We start from the raw sequence: 15,737 nt of genomic DNA, 5'->3' as shown, positions 1-15,737 counted from the left end.
ATGGATTTGGTGTCCAGGCGGACGATACTCGCTGCCCCGTGCTTCGGGACGCTCGCCATAGCCATGGCGGCAGGTGCAACAACCGCGACGACGCCCGGCACCCTGGCTAACTTGTCGACCTGGATGGACTTGGCGTCCGTACCGGGTGCGAGCTGGGCAACGCTGGACGGCTCCGGCGCAATCTCGTCCGGTGCGGTCGGCTATGCAAAAGCTAATGTGGTGCCTGCGACACCCAATACTTTGTTCGAAGCAGCATCGCTGTCTAAGGTGGTTCTAGCGGTCGCGGTCCATGATATGGTGCGGGAGGGCCTGATCGACCTCGACAAACCGGTGGCGGAGCATGTCACGTTCACCGACGATGCCGCGACGCGATCGATCACACCTCGCCACTTGCTCTCCCACTCTAGTGGCCTGCCTAACTGGCGCGACGAAGCGGGCGAGCCGTTAAAAGCTGCGTTCGCGCCCGGCACCCGATTCCGCTACTCTGGCGAGGGCTTCGTCCTGCTCGGCCGGTTGGTCGAGGCAGTTACAGGCCAGACCGCCGCTCAGGTGGTGGAAACGCGGGTCCTGCGACCGGCGGGAATGAGCCAAAGTACCTATGGATGGGCAAGGGGCACCGAGCCGGCAGTCGCGTGGGCGCACGACGGAGGCGGAGGTGTACTAACCGACAAAGGCCCGGCGAACTACGCGATGCGTCGCGATACCGGCCCGCTGAAACCAGTCGACCGGTGGACGCTAGGCGAACGGGAGAAAGCGGCCATCGCACTTGGCAAACCGGCGATGCCAATATTCATGACGCCCAACATGGCCGCCGGATTGTGGACCACCGCCAGCGACTACGCGCGGTTCCTGGCTTTCGCACAGCGCTATCCGGGACTCTCGACGAAGACCACTCGAGTGAAGGGAACACTCGATTGGGGGCTAGGCTGGGGAATGGAGAGTGACGGTGGGCGGCGTTTCGCTTGGCACTGGGGCGCCAACGACGGCGTCGCGAACCTATTCGTTGTGGACCTCGTGTCGGGCCTGGCGGTCGTGGTCCTTACCAATGGCGATGCTGGGCGTAAGGTATACGAGCGTGCTGCCCGCACTGTCTTCGCACGCGAGTTCGATGCGTTCGCTTGGCTGAAGTGACCTCCGCCGGCCCATCCGGCTCTGCTTGCGATATGGAGGGGGCGGTCGCTTTAAGGTCGCAACCCTGTCACCCGGCGCATCTCAGTCAGCTTCTGGAGTATGAAGGAGACGCTTTCCGTGGCCGGGGATGGGTCACGCTGATCGCAGATAGCGTATCGCAGCCTCCAAAATGTCACCGCCCATGAGGACAGGTACACCGGGTTCCAGTTCCCATCTGGGTTTGTCCTGGACGTCGTAAACTGGCTCTGCTGAGTATTGCAGCGCCAGACCGGTGCGGTCGAGCCGTAACGGAAAGACCGCGGCACCTACCCGCATCATTGGCGTTCCTACGATAGTCGCACGCCCGAGACCACGCATGCCCATGGGAAAGCCTTCCGCCATGCTGGCGCTCCACCGCGTTGTGAGGACAGCGACCTTACCGGTGTAGGTAAAGGGGCCCCGCGGCTCTACGGTCTCTGTCCAGGCAGCACTCAGTCGGTTGCCGTCGCGCCTGCGCATGCGGGCATAGGGCATCGTCTCGGTGATAAATCGCCCCATGATCGGGCGGGCTACCGCGGTGTCGCCGCCACCATTCTGACGAACATCGATGATGAGTCCAGGTGCATTCCGGAAGCTTGCCAGCGCCGCGTCGAACGCCTCAATAACCGCATCGTCAGCAAAGCTGCGGATGACGATGCAACCGATTCCACCAGCTAACATTCGGCTCTCGACATTGGGGAGCGTAACAGGCTGCTTTACGCGGACGGGAACCAGGTGTTCCGAACCCTGCCTCGACCGCACCGTTAACGTCCTTGGCATGCCGCGCCGCCCCGATACCGCCACGTTAAGCGCAAACGCCGTTGCCGCTGGATCTGGATGGCTAAGACAGCACGGCATTGTGTCCGAGACGATCTGTCCAATCGGGCGGCCGTCGATCGCAAGCACGCTCTGACCAGGCGTAACGCCCGCATCCGCTGCGGGGGACCCATCGCGAACGCTTGTGACAAACGCCGTCCCATCGCGGTTGGGCTCGACCCACAGATCAAAATATGGCCCGCGCGGCGCATCCGGTGCCGAATCAGTCAAGTGGGTGTGGGCGTCGTACAGCTCGCCGATCACCCGGCCAACGATACCGGCGAACGCTTCGGACGATTGGGCGGCAGCGGCAAGCGGGCGATACATTCGCCTTACTGCCCTCCAGTCGGTGCGCTTCTCCCCGAAATAGCAGTAGCGCTCGTCCAGTGTCCGCCAGAGCTCGTCGAAGTCCTCGACATAGGTCACGTCATGAGCCGGCTCGCCCGCCCGGGCTACCCCCATAGGGAATGGCGCGGCCGTACCCAGAGCGATACCAGCCTGAAGCAACGATCTGCGGGTCATGGGGTGGTGCATGTGAACGGCTTTCGCTGGTGGTCGTCCGTGCGATTAGCCGAAGGATGTCTCGCCGCCTTGAACGATATTGCTGTCGCCTGACCGATGCGAGCTTACCTGTTTGCGTAGCGTGCCGGCGATACACCGACGATACGCTGGAACTGCCGTGTGAGATGGCTTTGATCGGCATAGCCCACATCAAGCGCAACCTCCGCGATTGGCTGACCCGCCAACAGCAGGCGTCGCGCTGCGACGATGCGGCACTGATTGCGGTACGCGAGGGGGGTGATCCCGACTGCCTTGCGGAAGCTTCGCGCAAGATGAAAGACGCTGATCCCTGATACGGTTGAGAGCGTGCGCAGCCCAAAGCCGTCGGCGAAGTGAGCGTCAATGTAGCTTCGAGCGCGCGCAACGGCATCGCTGGATACCCAGGTGTCATCCGACGATTGTTTTACCTGGTCAGCGAACAGGACCCCAACCAGATCGGCGAGCGCGCTTTCCTGTTCCAAACGCCCCGCGTCGTCGCGACACAACAAGGCGTGCGCATCAGCAAAGATAGAGTGAGACCGTTCGCCAGCCAATACAGGGGAGTCAAACCGCGGCGCGTTCATGCGCCCGGCGATGTAGGGACGTATCGCTTCGTCGGGGATGTACGCGACGCGATAGCGTAAGGTCTCACCTCCCGTCGTTCGGTTGGCATGCGGCTGATTGGGATGTAGACGCAGTACCTGACCTGTCTGCACCTCGTACGTTTTGCCGCCAACAGCCAGGGCCTCACAGCCTGTCATAATCGCGCCGACCACCCATTCCGCATGGCTGTGTTCGGGAAAGGTGCGCTCGCTATACTGGACGGATACGAGTTCAACGCCAGAGAGGTAGGGTGGGCGGGCGAAGCGGGCATCATTCCGCACTGGCTCACTCATGTCGATGCGCAGCGTGTTCAGAGAAGTTGACCTGATTGAATATGGGAAACTGAGTCATTGCGTCTCGCCAATTTGAGGAGCTTCGAAGGCCGATCCCTCTTACCCCACGGGCTTCACTGACGGCGGGGTCCCCATGCCGGCGGGTGCTGCAACGGCACTGCGTTTGAGCCAAACCCGTCCTTGGGCGAGATCCATGGTGACCACCCAATCTTTGAGAAACGGCATGCCAATGTTTCCATCGATCACGATGTCGGGGCTGAAGATCATCCCGGACGCTTCGACACTGGGGGCGATCTGAAAGCGGCCTTGTTGCGGCCCCTCGCCGGTAACCTTCTTCAAGCCAAGTAGAGGAAGAAGTTTTGGTGCAACCAGGATCGTGCCGCCATTGCCACTGTCCAGCTCAAGGCGCGCCGGTCCACGTTCGGTAGGGACGTCAATAAACACAGACAGCGCCAAGCCGCCAATCTCACGAGCCAAATGAGCAGGAAGCTCTACCGCGTTCGCCTTGCGCCCAGCCGCGCTTTCAGGTGTTTCCAACGTGAGTTCGCGACCTGCGAAATCGATGGTTACAGTGCGTCCGGCGAATGCGTCGAGGGCAAGCAGACCATCGATCGGTGTGTCGGGAGACCCCACGTCCATGACGATTGCAACAGGGCTCTGTAGGGTCTGGTTCTTCCAGTGGATTGCAACATTGTCGCAACGTGGGGCGGTGATCTTCGTGCCGGTCATATGAAACCCGGTAATTGATCCCCAAGGTTGGCAGTCCATCTCCTTCGCCAGCGCTGGTGAGATCACCGTCAGTCCGCCTGCGGTGTCGAGTTGAAAAAGCCGGTCCCGTCCGGCCACTGTCACTCGTGCCGCTACGCCTTTGCGGTAGCTTTCCAACGGCAGCCGCACCGGACTCGTTGGGGCAGCATTCGCTCCAGACGCCACACTAATGAGCAACGCAGCCGATAATAGCTTTTTCAAAAAGAATGCCCTTTTTGCGGTACGATACTCGCCCATCGAGGCAATCGAATAGACGCTGCTTTTACTGTTCCAGGCTAAAGGCCGGTGATCCAGCGCTCGAGCTGATCGGTATTACGCATATCATCCGTGTAAACATGTGCTGGCCTAGCCGGGACGTTCGAACCGCGTTTCCTGCCGCGATACACCTTCATCGGAATGACGGCCCGGGCAAAACCGCTGGGCAGAGCGACTTGCCGTACGTCCATATAGAGCGAGTCAGCGCTCGTCTCCTGCCCAACGTGAATGCCACCTAACGCGGTCCATAGATCGACCGCATCAAGGCATGCCGAGCCGCATCCCCAGTCCGTCAGCACGAATACGCGCGCTTTTAGCACGTGAGCAGCGCCGGTTGCCGCTGGCTTTGCTTCGTCGGCATCGATTTCACGCCAGAGCGCCTGCCCGAGCGCGCGGGCAGATGTCATGCCCTTCGCTGTACGAGTGGCCCAGTCTTTCGCCGCCTGCGAGACATCGGCGGAATTCTGCCAGGCGGTGCGATAGCCTTCGAGCGTAGCGATGTTTCCGGACGAAGCGCGCCAATCGACCCCTTCGGATCCTGATGGAAGCGCATTTACCGTAGCCTGACCCCACAGGATGGCAGCAATCTGATACGACCAGTCGGACGATCCACCGCCATTGCCTCGAAGGTCTAGCACGATGCGCGGCGCCGCTGCGATCGCGATGGCGTCCTTCCTCATCGATTTGATGATTGGCGTAAGGGACTCAGCATCAGCGCTGTCGGGGTCACCGTTGAAGCCGGGGAGCGAGAACCAGCGCGTGCCGTCAGCAAACGTTCGAGCCGCGAACTCCGGACGTGCCCGAGGTGCAGTAGCAGCAAAACGTGTGTCGAAGTCTGCATCAGGCAGATCGCGCCAGCTGAGCGTCGCGTCCTTTAGCTTGCCATCGACCTTGAAGCGGCAGCGTACTGGACGCTTGATGTAGGGGTTGGCGGCGTCAAGGAACAACCGACCACCATTGGTCGCTCGTTGGCTGACCAGTTCCCACCTGCCTCGGAAAGCGCCAACGTTGCGGGCAGTCAGACGTTCGGCATCAATGCCATCGCAGCTTACGAGTACTGCTCCGAGCGGTAAGGGAGCGTCATCCGCTCGGGTCATCACGACCTGACGTCCGGTGCCGTCAAAGCCGGTCAGGAAGCCGGGCCAGCGGATCGGCAGGGGGGCTGGCTGGTCAAGATCGAGGGCGACATGCCCATCGTTGAAGCTCGCCACGTAACCGCGCATTGCCCATAGATATCCAGGGTAGTCTCCAACGGTTGCAGCACGACGCAGGGCCAATGCCAGACCGGCATCGTTGCGACGCGCAAAGCCGGGGTCGAGTTTGTTGTAGGGACCAGGGTGATTGTCGGCGATCTGGTCGTGATAAGCCTTGGCGTCCGTTTGCAGTGTTGCTGCCCAGTCGCGGGGTACGTCAGTTGCACCGATCAGCAGAACCGCCGCTGGTATGGCAAGGAGCGACAGGTTCATCTCGGCGCGGCCAGTTTGCTCGCTGCCTTCTCAAGATAGGGCCTGACATCAACCGAACTGTAGCCCGGCGTCGTTGAGGCGAAGTGTCGTAGCCAGTACCCGTGACCAGCCCCATACACGACGAGGATGCGATCGCCTGGTTTGGCCACATTGATGAGCTTTGCGAAGATCTTCGCATTGCGGAGGTACCACATGGCATTCAGATCTGCGCCGGGCTGCTCGTCACCGTCACCAAGTCGGAGCAGGGAGTAGTATGAATCCTGTCCACCCATGGGCGTGGAGGGGTCATTATAGCGGACCAGCATCCTCGGTATGCTGGTGGTTGCCTGTTCAGCCTCAAACTTCTTGGCAGACGCCTGTACCGTCGCAAAAGCGGCGTCGAGATAGGCCTGCTGCCCGTGCGCTTTTGCATAAGCTTCGACCCGGCCGATCGGGAAATAGTCCGGTTCGCCCTTGTCGGGTTGCTCGTCGATACCTTGAACGGACCGAAGGCCGGCGCGCGCAGCGATGCGGTAGCCGATCTGGGTCGTCTCGTCTTGGTCGGTCTTGAGCACGCTTGGGGAAAACGTTGCGAAATCCGTCACGTCGTAGTTCGGGCCTAGGCGTTGTGCCTCGACCATGACCCGTGTTGGTTTAAACTCAGCAATGGCATCAGCCAGTGCTTCCAGTTCGCGCTGGCGCTGCGGGGTGGTGACATCTTCGACATGGGCATTCACCTTGTCACGACCAGGGTTGCCGAAATGATAGCTACCCAGCACCATCACTTGGACCGGTTGCTGTGGTGCAGCGGTGACAGCAGGCGTTGCTGCCGCAACAAGTATAGGTAGCAGCATGCAGCAGGCCTCCTCGGTGTGGTGCTCAGACAATACACGTTGAATGGCAGCTGTCTATCGGGATTTGCGGCGTTGGACGCCAAGCTAACAGAGGTTGATCTGGTCAACCGAAACCCGCGTCAGATCGCTTGCAAAATGCATCGAGCAGTCCGTTGAAGGCGAGGGAATGTCGGCGGCATCGCTTCTATTCCAGATATGAATGAATTTCTGAAGTTGGGAAGCGCGCAGAATGCTATGAATGACCGGTAATGGGTCTTTCCGTTATAAAACTGCCGGTCAGCAACGCGCGCAATCTCGGTCATTCGGGTGCGCGGCTCGCGATGCAAAAATCAGTCGTTCGAAAATCGTATGATTGTGCCATGAGGCGGCGAACAGGGGCGTCAGCGTTTCACCGGTTGCCAGCGATAAGCGGTGCCGGCCTTGACGATCTGGCCGAGCCCTGGGAACGGAAAATGCGGGCTGAACACTTGTTCGCCGCTCGCCGCCAACTTGGCGAGTTCGGCCGTCCGCCGCTGGCGCCCCTGCTCGCCGTCTGTGTCGTAGCCGATGATCCATTCGGGCTTGGCGAGAGACACGATAGCGCTATGGACGGTGTCGCCCATGTCGAGCAGCTTCTGTCCGTTTGACGTTATTTCGTATCCGCTATGGCCGGGCGTATGCCCTGCCAGCGGTACCGCGCGGATGCCCGGCATCACCACGGCGCCAGAATCAAATGGCATGACCTTCGGCGTGATCGTCGCGACTAACGCCGCATTATCGGGCTGGCTCTGCATGAACGCCCATTCGGCGCGCGTCATACGGATCGTCGCGTTGGGGAACGCTAATTTGCCGTCCGTGCTCGACAGCCCGCCGACATGGTCACCGTGCGAATGCGTGATCAGGACATCGGTAATGTCCGCGGGCGATACCTTGGCGAGCGCTAGGCTCTGCATCAGGACGCCACCAACCTTGGGTCCTAGGCCAGTGTCGATGAGGACCAAATGGCCCGGCATGCGGACAAGCAGCGCGTCGACGCCGAGCGACAACGCATCGGTCGGCGCGCCTCCTTCCCGCAATGTATCCGCGACAGCTGCCGGGCCTTCCTTCTTGCCGAACACGCTGCCGTCGTTCGGAACGCGGTTGATCATGTCGCGCAAGGCTACGGCACGCACCGCGCCGATGCTGAAATGCACCGCCGCAGGCGCGATCGTCACCGGCTTCGCCAGCACCGTCGACCCTAAGAATACTGCAAATCCGAGCGCGGCTATCGAACGAAAGGTCATCTAAAGTCTCATGATAATGGTTGGACTGCCGGAATTTGGGCGCTCTGCAAAACGGTGTCCAGCGCGTTCGCGATTGCTCGATATGATTGCACAAGGTTCTCGATCAACCGTACTTTTCGGGAAAGTGACCGCGTCACGCAATGTCGGCTAACGCCGCCCGCCTGCCAACTAGCGGACGGTCCACTATCCTCCCAAATCGCGACGTTCATGACATAAGATCAGACATCGAAAGCGGTCAGCGCGGAGATGAATGAGTGTCTGAAGTTCGGAAGCGGCGACGGGCGCGCGAATGGCCGACTATGGGTCAACGCGCCGCTTCAGTCGCAAGCGGCATATTAGCCGAGTGCGCAACCTCAAAAACCAAAAAACGCGCGCTAACGTTATGCCGGTGCGATTCCGTCCGCGCTGACGAGTTCGGCGCCGACAAGTGTGCCGATCAGCCTTACCCGCTTCTCAACTAGGTCCACAGGCGTACGCTGTAGTTCAAGTTCATAGCGTCCGCCTGCGTCGCGTCGCAGGTAGAAGGCGCCCCCATCGCGAAACAAAGTGCCGGTTTCGTCGATACGGGTTCCAATTTTCATACCGAGCTTCCCGATCCTGATGCGACCTTTAGAATTGGATTAGCGATCATGTTCGTGGCGCTTGCGATCGGCTTTACGTGCGCGGCTGATCAGCCGTCCTTCTCGGCGCGCTTGCGATCAGCCTTTTTCGCGCGACGGATGGCGGCGGCATGCTGACGGGCGCGCTTCTCCGAAGGCTTCTCGTAGTGCTTCCGGAGCTTCAGTTCGCGATAGACCCCTTCGCGCTGCAGCTTCTTCTTCAGGACGCGAAGTGCCTGATCCACGTTGTTGTCACGTACGATGATCTGCATGCTGGCCTTCTCGAGATGTCGTTTAGCGCCGAAGACGCAGCTCGCTCTATGGTCCGGGGCCCTTCAAGCCAAGACCGGATGCGCCGTACCGGTGCCTATCATTAACCTCGATCGGCAACGTGAACAGATGTCTGAAGTTGGGGATCGTAAAAGCACCGCTGGACGTCGCCTTCTGGGTCTTTCTCTATCAGCCAACGGGGCACAAGAAGCTCAGGCTGCGCGCTGGCCCATCAGTTCGCCTAAGCGCACATTCCGGTTTGGCGTCCAGTCTTCATTGAACGCGATGGCGCCCTGTTTCCACAGCATCACGATTGTCGACCCCAGGAGAAAGCGGCCCATTTCCTCGCCCTTCTTTAGCAGGATGTGCTGGTCAGTATATGTCCACTCCGACGTCCTGTTGGTGCGCTTCGGATTGACCACACCGTGCCATACAGTCGCCATGCTTCCGACGATGGTGGCGCCAACCAGCACCATCACGAACGGGCCATGCTCCGCCGAATCAAAGACGCACACCACGCGTTCGTTGCGCGCAAACAGGTTCGGCACGCCGCGTGCTGTGACAGGGTTTACGGAAAAAAGCTTCCCCGGCACGTAGATCATGCGCGAGAGCTTGCCATCGCAGGGCATGTGTAGGCGATGGTAATCCTTGGGTGCCAGGTACAGGTTTGCGAAGCTGCCATGGCGAAACCGACTGGCCAGTACGGCGTCACCGCCAACAAGCTGCGTCGTGGTGAACCGATGCCCCTTCGCTTGTAGCATGTGATGGTCATTAATGGAGCCGAACTGGCTAATCGCGCCGTCGACTGGACAGACGAAGTCGGCAGCCGCGACTGGGCGTGAACCTACTTTAAGGGGACGGGTGAAGAAGTCGTTGAAACTCTTGTAGCTCTTAATGTCCGCATCTGCCGCTTCGCTCATGTCTACGGAATATTTGCCAACGAACCAGCGGATGAGCCGCGTTGTCATTGCACCGCCATGCGCTCCGGCGATGCGACCTGCCAGTGTGGTGAGGCGCTGCTTAGGCAGGATATATTGGAGCAGGACCGACAGGCGATCAGACATCAGAACCTCAGAGCTTCGACATCATCCTTGTAGACGTATGAACCGTCAGGTCGACCTAGGGAATTCGCATGCGAACGACGAGGCGTCCTGATCGCCAGAAGTAGATCGGCTGAGCGCCGAAAACGCCACCATCTCAAGCTGAACGAATGGCCGAAGTTTGGAGACGGGTAGGGCACATCGCGTGGCTGCAATTGGGTCTTTGCGATATTAAACCGACTACAGGCGGCCAGGGGGGCTTCTGTCGAACCCACTAGCTCGCTCAACGAACATCGCCTGCGTTTCCGCCCGGCGCGGCGCTTGCAGCGGCCAATCCTTCCATCACGCGCAGTAAGACGCTCGTATCGGTCAACTGCTTCAAGCCTTCTTTCAAGGTTTTGAGCGGCGGTTTCAATGCGCACTGCCCGTTAGCTTACCGCCCTTTCCCCGCCATGCCAGCGACTGCGCGTTAAGGGCAATTAAATCAGCGGTTCCGGCTAGCAGCGCCTCGCCGGTGGCGATCGCGTGGGCCAGCACCGCGGCGGGCGCGTTAGCGTAAGCGGGTCTACCCACAATATGGTCGTACCAACACCCGCCACAGGCGTCGTCGAGCAGTATACGTTGGAAACAGTGATCAAGTCGCAACGACCATCGCGCCTCCATTGCGCGCTTGGGAAGGCGTATGCGGGTGAGATCCAACCACTGCTGCTCGATTACTGCTCGCGCGATTTCCGTCACCGATAACCTCCGTGGCTCACCCAACAATGCCTGCATCGGTGAGCACTACTAGTCCGCAGTGGCTAGATTTCTGCAAGACCTGTTGCCACTTGAATGAATGGCAGGTTTTGGGGAGCTGACATTGGCGACGAATGTCGCTTTGTGGGTCTTCAGCGTCGAAGCAGCCTGAAGATTGCCGCGCGATTACCAAAATCGGTGACAAGCAGTTACAGTTCGATTCCCCCTGCATCGCTGTCACGCATGATCCGCGCAACGTCGCGATGATGTCATTCGGGGTCAGTCGCGCCTCGACATTCAGCAAGCTCGGCCTATCCATCTGAATGCCTTGATGGATTTCGAACTTGGCCTCCTCGGCATCCGGGTCGAGCAATAGCAGCAAAGAGGCGAGAGGCGCGTTGGCGCTGCCGGTCGCGGGGTCCTCCCAGGTGCCTGCCAACGGTGCGAACATTCTGGCGCGGAGAGCGCTGCCATCCTTGCTGTAGACGTGAACAGGGAAGCGATTCCCAAATTGCGGATAGGCGCCGCGCGCGTTCCGAAACGCTGCGAGGTCGGGTTCACATTGCGACAGAACTTCGCGGGTACCCAAGTATAATGCGGCAACACCCGCGCCTAATGTCAGCGCCGAGGCGATACTGTGATATTCCGCTAATCCTTCAGGCTGGAGTCCACCAACATGCAGTATCTTCGCAAAGAGATTTCTGAGGTGGCCCCCTAAATGACCTGACAGGGCCCCGCTCTTAGATAAGAGTGAGGCATATGAATGACGGTACGACCAGGCGTTACAACGATGGCGAGGTTCTCTCCGGTGTTCAGCGCCGGAGGCGGTGGACACCGGAGGAAAAGGTCCGGATCGTCGAAGAGACGTATCTACCGGGGATGAGCGTGTCGCTCGTCGCCCGCCGGCACGGCATCGGTGGCAATCAGATCTTCACCTGGCGTCGGCGGATGGCACAGGGTGCGCTGACCGCCGCAGCAGCTGGCGAGGAAGTGGTGCCGGCGTCTGAATACCGTGCGCTCGAGGCGCAGGTGTGCGAACTACACAGACTGCTCGGCAAGAAGGCTATGGAGAACGAGCTGCTCCGCGAGGCCGTGTCCCGGGCCGCAGGCCCAAAAAAACTGCTGTTGCGCTCGACCTCGTTGCCGCGGGATGGACGGTGAGCGCGGTCGCAGAGGCGGTTGGCATCGCTCGCCCACATTCCCGGCTCCGCCCCCTCGGCGGCGTCCGTCACGAACCAGCGAGGGCAGCTCCAGGCGACATGGTTCTGCCGTATCTCCAGAACGGCAGATGGATCGCTCTTCACCACATCGAAACGGTCTCGCTTCAGTCTGCTACTGCAACATGATTTGTCACATCCAGTAGGGGCAAAAATGGTGATCCAGCCGAAAGTCGATCGTTTCGTTCAAGCCATGATCGATCGATTTGAAGACGGGGCGGAAGCCATCGCGCTGGCTCAGGCCTTTGATGCCGTTCCGGAAGTTGCATCGTCTTGGGCGCTCATAGCGGCTAGGATCGCCGATCTGGTTGCGCGGCGGTCCACCAGCGGAGGCAAGGCCGATTCCGATGATCCAGATGATGTCGAAGCTGGTCAGCGAGGATCAGCGGATCGAACGGCTTCGAGATCACTGCGATCGCGCCAGCATCCGCCAGCCGATCCAACTCTTGATCCCAGCGGAGAGCGGTCAGCATCACGACCGGCGGTGCCGTCGAACCGACGTCGACGAACAACCGTCGCAGAAGCGCGACCCCGGACATGTCCGGCAGCATGGCATCCGAGACGATGAGGTCGAACGCTGCGCCCGATCTCACTTCTTCCATCGCATCGCTGCCGCATTCTGCCGTCCTGAACAATATCTTGGAATCGATGTTGAGAGACATTCCGATTATGATGCGGGTCGTAGGGTCGTCTTCGACTATGAGAACGCGAAGATAGCTGCTCTGTCGTGAGGTTTGCCGACGATGGTGATGTGATGGCAGACCCATCAGACCAGACCCAAGGCGCGAAAACTGCAGCTTCCATCGGACGCGATCACGATGTGATCTATCAGAGCTATGCCCAGAGTATCGCAGGCGTGAAAAAGCCTGCGCGTCGATATTATGTCGGGAGTGCTGGGGTGAGACGATCCACTGGGATGGTTGTGGACTACTATGATCGAAGCCGATCCCAGTTCGATGGCACGCCGAACGATCTCCCGAACGTGGAAGCTGGTCTGGTCGATCGTCCCTTCGCTCATTACCTCATCACGGATCAGCCGATTCTGCGTATTCAGGTGGAGAATGCGAACCCGCTCGGTCATCAGGTTCGCCATGTCGGCAGCAAGGTAGTCGAGGAGCTCGCGCTGGCTCGACACAATTGGCTTCACCGCCAGTTCGCTGCGCAACGCATGGACCATCGCCTCCTGCGCCCTTACCAAATGGTCCACGACGACGGATGATCCTGGTATCGCGCGATTCAGGCGGAAGGGGTTCGCGGATAGGACGCGCCCCGACGTTTCGAATTCATCCAGAAGCCTGTCGGCCAGCTCAGCAGGTTTCGCATCAACCAGCCCGATCAGCCAGACCAGGGTGGATCTGCACCGTTCGCGCTCAGCCTCTCTCGATGGCGATATGTCCCGAACGCAAGGGCCAGCACCATCGGCCAGCTCCACAGCGCAAGCATCACCGCGTATACCCAGCGTATCGTGTCGGGATTGACGATCCTCGCCAGATGGACAGAGGTCATAATCAGCTGCATCGCGGCCACGGTCATCGTCCAACCGCGGTTCGCCCTCAGTGCGACGCACGTGAGGCATGCGAGCAGAACCAGATCGACGCAGAACAGTCCATAGGCGGGACTGCCGAACAAATCGGCTATCCGAGCGCTTAAGGCCACCGAGATTATCGCCGCTGCAAGGAACAGACCGCCAACGATGCGTTCTGGCGCTCCACCACGAACGAAGGCGTAGAAGCAGGTGCTGATCAGCAGGACATTGAAGATCAGCACCCGCATACCTCATCGAACCATTCCTCCCGGCTTCCGTCAACCGCACTCAGGCTGCCAAGCCTGCGGTTTCCGAAGAGATGCCTGTGTTGGGCTCGGGCGTTGGGAATTCGTCACCCCAGGCTGTCCACGATATGCCCAGCCCGGCGGCGTCGCTGGCCATCCGACTGTGCGCTCGACCGAGATGGAACCGCATTCGGACCGCCAGCGCATGGGCTTCCGAAACGTCTGCAAGGGCCGACTGGCAGGTGACGATCGGCAGCCGGGCGGACATTGCCGTCTCGATGAGCGACATGCTCAACGCGGCGGTGTTGAGCACTGCCTGATTGCCGGCTCGTTCCGCCTCGATGAGCTGCGTACCGACGCCACGCGCCATGCTTTCAAGAGCTTCAGACACAGGTCCTCCTTCTCGCCGCTGCTGCGACGCGGTCTACTGGTTTTACGTGCGGATCAGCGGCCTAGGATGAGCCGCTGCAGGGTCGTCATGGCGACCAGGAGCGTTGCCAGGCCCGCGATGATCTGGAACGCGATTATCCCGATCCTGCCGAGCCGTTGCGATGCCGTCAGGTCATTGATCGAACCCTTCTGCTCTTGCGGCTGGAACGAAGAGTGGGGATCCTCAAAGCCGAAGATCGCACGTTCCTCGTGAAGAGCCTCCTCACCCAGCCGCTGCGTCCCGTTGATCGGGACGAGGGCACTTGGCAGGTTCTGTGAGACTGGTGCGATCCCCAGCTCGGGGGTAGCTATCGATTGGGGACGACCATCCCATTCGGCAACCGCATTGGCGAGCGCGTATCGACTGATCCCGCCCGCCTTGGCTCTTGCCCGTTTAATGTGGGTTTGCACTGTTGCGGTACTGATATCGAGCATTCGGGCAATTTCGTCCGAGCCACGATTGCGTGCGACCAGCCGAATCACTTCAAGCTCCCGCTCCGTCAGATCAGAGATTCGAAAACTGGCCATCATGAGATTTTTAACCGCAATTCACGCTAAAGGCACGTCCTGGAGGTAGGTTGTGATCGTTTAGGACATTCTGCCTTTGAATGCGCCGGTGACAAAGCAGGCCATCGGGACGCCGGCGCGGTGCTGAGCGTGGCGGAGTAAGATCCGGCTGTTGGTAAGGTTGCTTCTTTTAGTAGCGGCCAGGGATGTTTGCCGTGGAGAGCTCTGCCGCCGTTCGCCGTTTCGTGTTCGTTGAGGGTCACAGCCGTCGCGAGGCGACGCTGGTGTTCGAACTGAACCGAGAGACGGTGGTCGAGATGTGCCGGTTCTGGCTGCCACCGAATTATACCCGTAAGGAGCCGGCAGCGAGGCCGAAGCTGGGGCGGTCGCTGCCGGTGATCGATGCTATCCTGGCAGCGGACCAGGCAGCGCGTGTGAAGCAGCGGCATACGGCAAAGCGGAACTTTGAACGGTTGCGCGACGAGCATGGCTTCGCCGGCGGATATACCGTGGTGAAGGACCACGTTCGGCTCTGCCGGGCGCGCGGACGCGAGACGATCGTGCCGCTGGCACACCCACCGGGCCACGCGCAGGTGGATTTTGGCGAAGCGGTCGGCGTGTTCGGCGGGGTGCGCCAGAAGATTCACTTCTTGTGCATGGACTTGCCGCAGTCGGATGCCTGCTTTGTGAGGGCCTAACCCAGGTGATCGAGATCGGCGCTGTTGGGTTCGATGCGATCAAGCTGACCGCGCTGGCATGCATCGAGCGGCGACCCGCCCGGCTCGACATGGCGGCCTATCCGCACCTGCTGCGACCGGCGGTGAAGACGACCTCGGCTGCCGATTACGCGGTGCTGGCGGCATGAGCGCCGCACCCGATACGCTGCCGGTCGGCACGATGAGCGGCACAGGGCAGGTGCTGCTGGCGCATCACTTCAGCCAGCTGAAGCTGCCCACCGTGCTGCGCGAGTATGACAACGTGGCACGCCGAGTGCGCGCGCGACAGCACGGACCACCCGCGCTATCTGCTGCGGCTCATCGAGCTCGAGCTGATCGATCGCGAACGGCGCACGATCGAGTGGCGTATCCGGGCGGCACGGTTCCCGAAGGTGAAGGGCTTCGACACGTTCGAGTTTACCGCTATCCCAGCCTCAACAAGATGTTGGGGATAGAGCTTGCCCGCTGC

Annotated in this window: 20 protein-coding genes and 2 pseudogenes; 5 read left to right on the top strand and 17 right to left on the bottom strand. The window is 60.3% G+C overall.

Annotation, left to right across the window (positions count from 1 at the left end; genetic code table 11):
- Positions 1-63: 63 nt before the first annotated feature.
- Positions 64-1,131, top strand: a complete 1,068-nt coding sequence (locus tag RH91_RS21380) for a serine hydrolase domain-containing protein (RefSeq protein ID WP_157136828.1) — start codon at positions 64-66, stop codon at positions 1,129-1,131.
- 132 nt (positions 1,132-1,263) lie between these two features.
- On the opposite strand, the gene RH91_RS01980 is transcribed toward RH91_RS21380, so the two are convergent.
- The 12 genes from RH91_RS01980 to RH91_RS21180 all read right to left on the bottom strand — a co-directional run bounded on the left by RH91_RS01980 (position 1,264) and on the right by RH91_RS21180 (position 11,218).
- Positions 1,264-2,391, bottom strand: coding sequence for a S41 family peptidase (locus RH91_RS01980; RefSeq protein WP_198283219.1), 1,128 nt, complete (start codon positions 2,389-2,391; stop codon positions 1,264-1,266).
- A 200-nt stretch (positions 2,392-2,591) separates the two neighbouring features.
- Positions 2,592-3,401, bottom strand: coding sequence for an AraC family transcriptional regulator (locus RH91_RS22990; RefSeq protein WP_029623526.1), 810 nt, complete (start codon positions 3,399-3,401; stop codon positions 2,592-2,594).
- Positions 3,402-3,500: 99 nt separating this feature from the next.
- A complete protein-coding gene (locus RH91_RS01970) occupies positions 3,501-4,406 on the bottom strand; it encodes an aspartyl protease family protein (RefSeq protein ID WP_081469488.1) in 906 nt (301 codons plus the stop codon).
- Positions 4,407-4,444: 38 nt separating this feature from the next.
- Complete coding sequence (locus tag RH91_RS01965) at positions 4,445-5,890, bottom strand: S41 family peptidase (RefSeq protein ID WP_029623525.1); 1,446 nt, start codon at positions 5,888-5,890, stop codon at positions 4,445-4,447.
- Positions 5,887-6,723, bottom strand: coding sequence for a DUF5694 domain-containing protein (locus RH91_RS01960; protein ID WP_157136827.1), 837 nt, complete (start codon positions 6,721-6,723; stop codon positions 5,887-5,889). Before RH91_RS01960 ends, RH91_RS01965 begins: the two co-directional genes overlap by 4 nt.
- A gap of 380 nt (positions 6,724-7,103) precedes the next feature.
- A complete protein-coding gene (locus tag RH91_RS01955; RefSeq protein ID WP_232283563.1) occupies positions 7,104-7,850 on the bottom strand; it encodes an MBL fold metallo-hydrolase in 747 nt (248 codons plus the stop codon).
- A 515-nt stretch (positions 7,851-8,365) separates the two neighbouring features.
- Positions 8,366-8,566 carry a DUF5818 domain-containing protein gene (locus tag RH91_RS01950; RefSeq protein WP_010160814.1) on the bottom strand — a complete coding sequence of 67 codons (201 nt, stop codon included), beginning with the start codon at positions 8,564-8,566 and terminating at the stop codon, positions 8,366-8,368.
- 89 nt (positions 8,567-8,655) lie between these two features.
- Positions 8,656-8,856: a 30S ribosomal protein S21 gene (rpsU, locus tag RH91_RS01945; RefSeq protein ID WP_010160813.1), complete on the bottom strand. Its 201-nt coding sequence runs from the start codon at positions 8,854-8,856 to the stop codon at positions 8,656-8,658.
- 210 nt (positions 8,857-9,066) lie between these two features.
- A complete protein-coding gene (gene asd, locus RH91_RS01940) occupies positions 9,067-9,918 on the bottom strand; it encodes an archaetidylserine decarboxylase (protein ID WP_010160812.1) in 852 nt (283 codons plus the stop codon).
- Positions 9,919-10,177: 259 nt separating this feature from the next.
- Complete coding sequence (locus tag RH91_RS23425; RefSeq protein ID WP_269724633.1) at positions 10,178-10,309, bottom strand: hypothetical protein; 132 nt, start codon at positions 10,307-10,309, stop codon at positions 10,178-10,180.
- Positions 10,306-10,632, bottom strand: a complete 327-nt coding sequence (locus RH91_RS22985; RefSeq protein WP_232283385.1) for a GCN5-related N-acetyltransferase — start codon at positions 10,630-10,632, stop codon at positions 10,306-10,308. The genes RH91_RS23425 and RH91_RS22985 overlap by 4 nt, the downstream gene beginning before the upstream one ends.
- A gap of 16 nt (positions 10,633-10,648) precedes the next feature.
- Positions 10,649-11,218 (bottom strand): PhzF family phenazine biosynthesis protein, encoded by a 570-nt coding sequence (locus tag RH91_RS21180; protein ID WP_232283384.1) that lies wholly within the window; start codon positions 11,216-11,218, stop codon positions 10,649-10,651.
- Positions 11,219-11,388: 170 nt separating this feature from the next.
- On the opposite strand from RH91_RS21180, the gene RH91_RS01930 reads away from it, so the two are divergent.
- On the top strand, positions 11,389-11,790 hold the full coding sequence (locus tag RH91_RS01930) for a transposase (RefSeq protein ID WP_010160809.1): 402 nt from the start codon (positions 11,389-11,391) through the stop codon (positions 11,788-11,790).
- A gap of 346 nt (positions 11,791-12,136) precedes the next feature.
- Here RH91_RS01930 and RH91_RS23565 read toward each other — a convergent pair whose 3' ends face one another.
- From RH91_RS23565 to RH91_RS01905, 5 genes are all read right to left on the bottom strand, one after another.
- Complete coding sequence (locus RH91_RS23565) at positions 12,137-12,508, bottom strand: response regulator (RefSeq protein ID WP_010160808.1); 372 nt, start codon at positions 12,506-12,508, stop codon at positions 12,137-12,139.
- Positions 12,509-12,612: 104 nt separating this feature from the next.
- Positions 12,613-13,053 (bottom strand): JAB domain-containing protein, encoded by a 441-nt coding sequence (locus RH91_RS01920; RefSeq protein WP_010160807.1) that lies wholly within the window; start codon positions 13,051-13,053, stop codon positions 12,613-12,615.
- A gap of 128 nt (positions 13,054-13,181) precedes the next feature.
- Positions 13,182-13,619 (bottom strand): hypothetical protein, encoded by a 438-nt coding sequence (locus RH91_RS01915; protein ID WP_010160806.1) that lies wholly within the window; start codon positions 13,617-13,619, stop codon positions 13,182-13,184.
- A 40-nt stretch (positions 13,620-13,659) separates the two neighbouring features.
- Entirely contained in the window at positions 13,660-14,007 is a 348-nt protein-coding gene (locus RH91_RS01910; RefSeq protein ID WP_198283216.1) for a hypothetical protein, read from the bottom strand.
- 53 nt (positions 14,008-14,060) lie between these two features.
- Positions 14,061-14,576: a response regulator transcription factor gene (locus RH91_RS01905; protein WP_010160804.1), complete on the bottom strand. Its 516-nt coding sequence runs from the start codon at positions 14,574-14,576 to the stop codon at positions 14,061-14,063.
- A gap of 182 nt (positions 14,577-14,758) precedes the next feature.
- Between RH91_RS01905 and RH91_RS01900 the strand changes: the two are divergent.
- From RH91_RS01900 to RH91_RS23560, 3 genes and pseudogenes are all read left to right on the top strand, one after another.
- Positions 14,759-15,247, top strand: a pseudogene (locus RH91_RS01900) (IS21 family transposase); the annotation flags it as partial.
- Between the two features lie 8 nt (positions 15,248-15,255).
- A complete protein-coding gene (locus tag RH91_RS01895; protein ID WP_157136826.1) occupies positions 15,256-15,417 on the top strand; it encodes a hypothetical protein in 162 nt (53 codons plus the stop codon).
- A pseudogene (locus RH91_RS23560) lies at positions 15,414-15,737 on the top strand (ATP-binding protein); the annotation flags it as partial. The gene RH91_RS01895 and the pseudogene RH91_RS23560, both read left to right, overlap by 4 nt.

The sequence above is a fragment of the Sphingomonas sp. PAMC 26617 genome, assembly GCF_000242835.1.
GTDB lineage: Bacteria > Pseudomonadota > Alphaproteobacteria > Sphingomonadales > Sphingomonadaceae > Sphingomonas.
Note: the sequence above shows the minus strand (reverse complement) of the source record. Positions and strands in the feature narration are given on the sequence as shown.

Bases quoted from the DNA above. Each gene is read 5' to 3' on its own strand.
- RH91_RS21380 (WP_157136828.1), top strand. From the start codon at position 64: ATGGCGGCAGGTGCAACAACCGCGACGACGCCCGGCACCCTGGCTAAC.
- RH91_RS22990 (WP_029623526.1), bottom strand. From the start codon at position 3,401: ATGAGTGAGCCAGTGCGGAATGATGCCCGCTTCGCCCGCCCACCCTAC.
- RH91_RS01970 (WP_081469488.1), bottom strand. From the start codon at position 4,406: ATGGGCGAGTATCGTACCGCAAAAAGGGCATTCTTTTTGAAAAAGCTA.
- RH91_RS01965 (WP_029623525.1), bottom strand. From the start codon at position 5,890: ATGAACCTGTCGCTCCTTGCCATACCAGCGGCGGTTCTGCTGATCGGT.
- RH91_RS01960 (WP_157136827.1), bottom strand. From the start codon at position 6,723: ATGCTGCTACCTATACTTGTTGCGGCAGCAACGCCTGCTGTCACCGCT.
- RH91_RS01955 (WP_232283563.1), bottom strand. From the start codon at position 7,850: ATGATCAACCGCGTTCCGAACGACGGCAGCGTGTTCGGCAAGAAGGAA.
- RH91_RS01950 (WP_010160814.1), bottom strand. From the start codon at position 8,566: ATGAAAATTGGAACCCGTATCGACGAAACCGGCACTTTGTTTCGCGAT.
- rpsU (WP_010160813.1), bottom strand. From the start codon at position 8,856: ATGCAGATCATCGTACGTGACAACAACGTGGATCAGGCACTTCGCGTC.
- asd (WP_010160812.1), bottom strand. From the start codon at position 9,918: ATGTCTGATCGCCTGTCGGTCCTGCTCCAATATATCCTGCCTAAGCAG.
- RH91_RS01930 (WP_010160809.1), top strand. From the start codon at position 11,389: ATGAATGACGGTACGACCAGGCGTTACAACGATGGCGAGGTTCTCTCC.
- RH91_RS23565 (WP_010160808.1), bottom strand. From the start codon at position 12,508: ATGTCTCTCAACATCGATTCCAAGATATTGTTCAGGACGGCAGAATGC.
- RH91_RS01915 (WP_010160806.1), bottom strand. From the start codon at position 13,619: ATGCGGGTGCTGATCTTCAATGTCCTGCTGATCAGCACCTGCTTCTAC.
- RH91_RS01905 (WP_010160804.1), bottom strand. From the start codon at position 14,576: ATGATGGCCAGTTTTCGAATCTCTGATCTGACGGAGCGGGAGCTTGAA.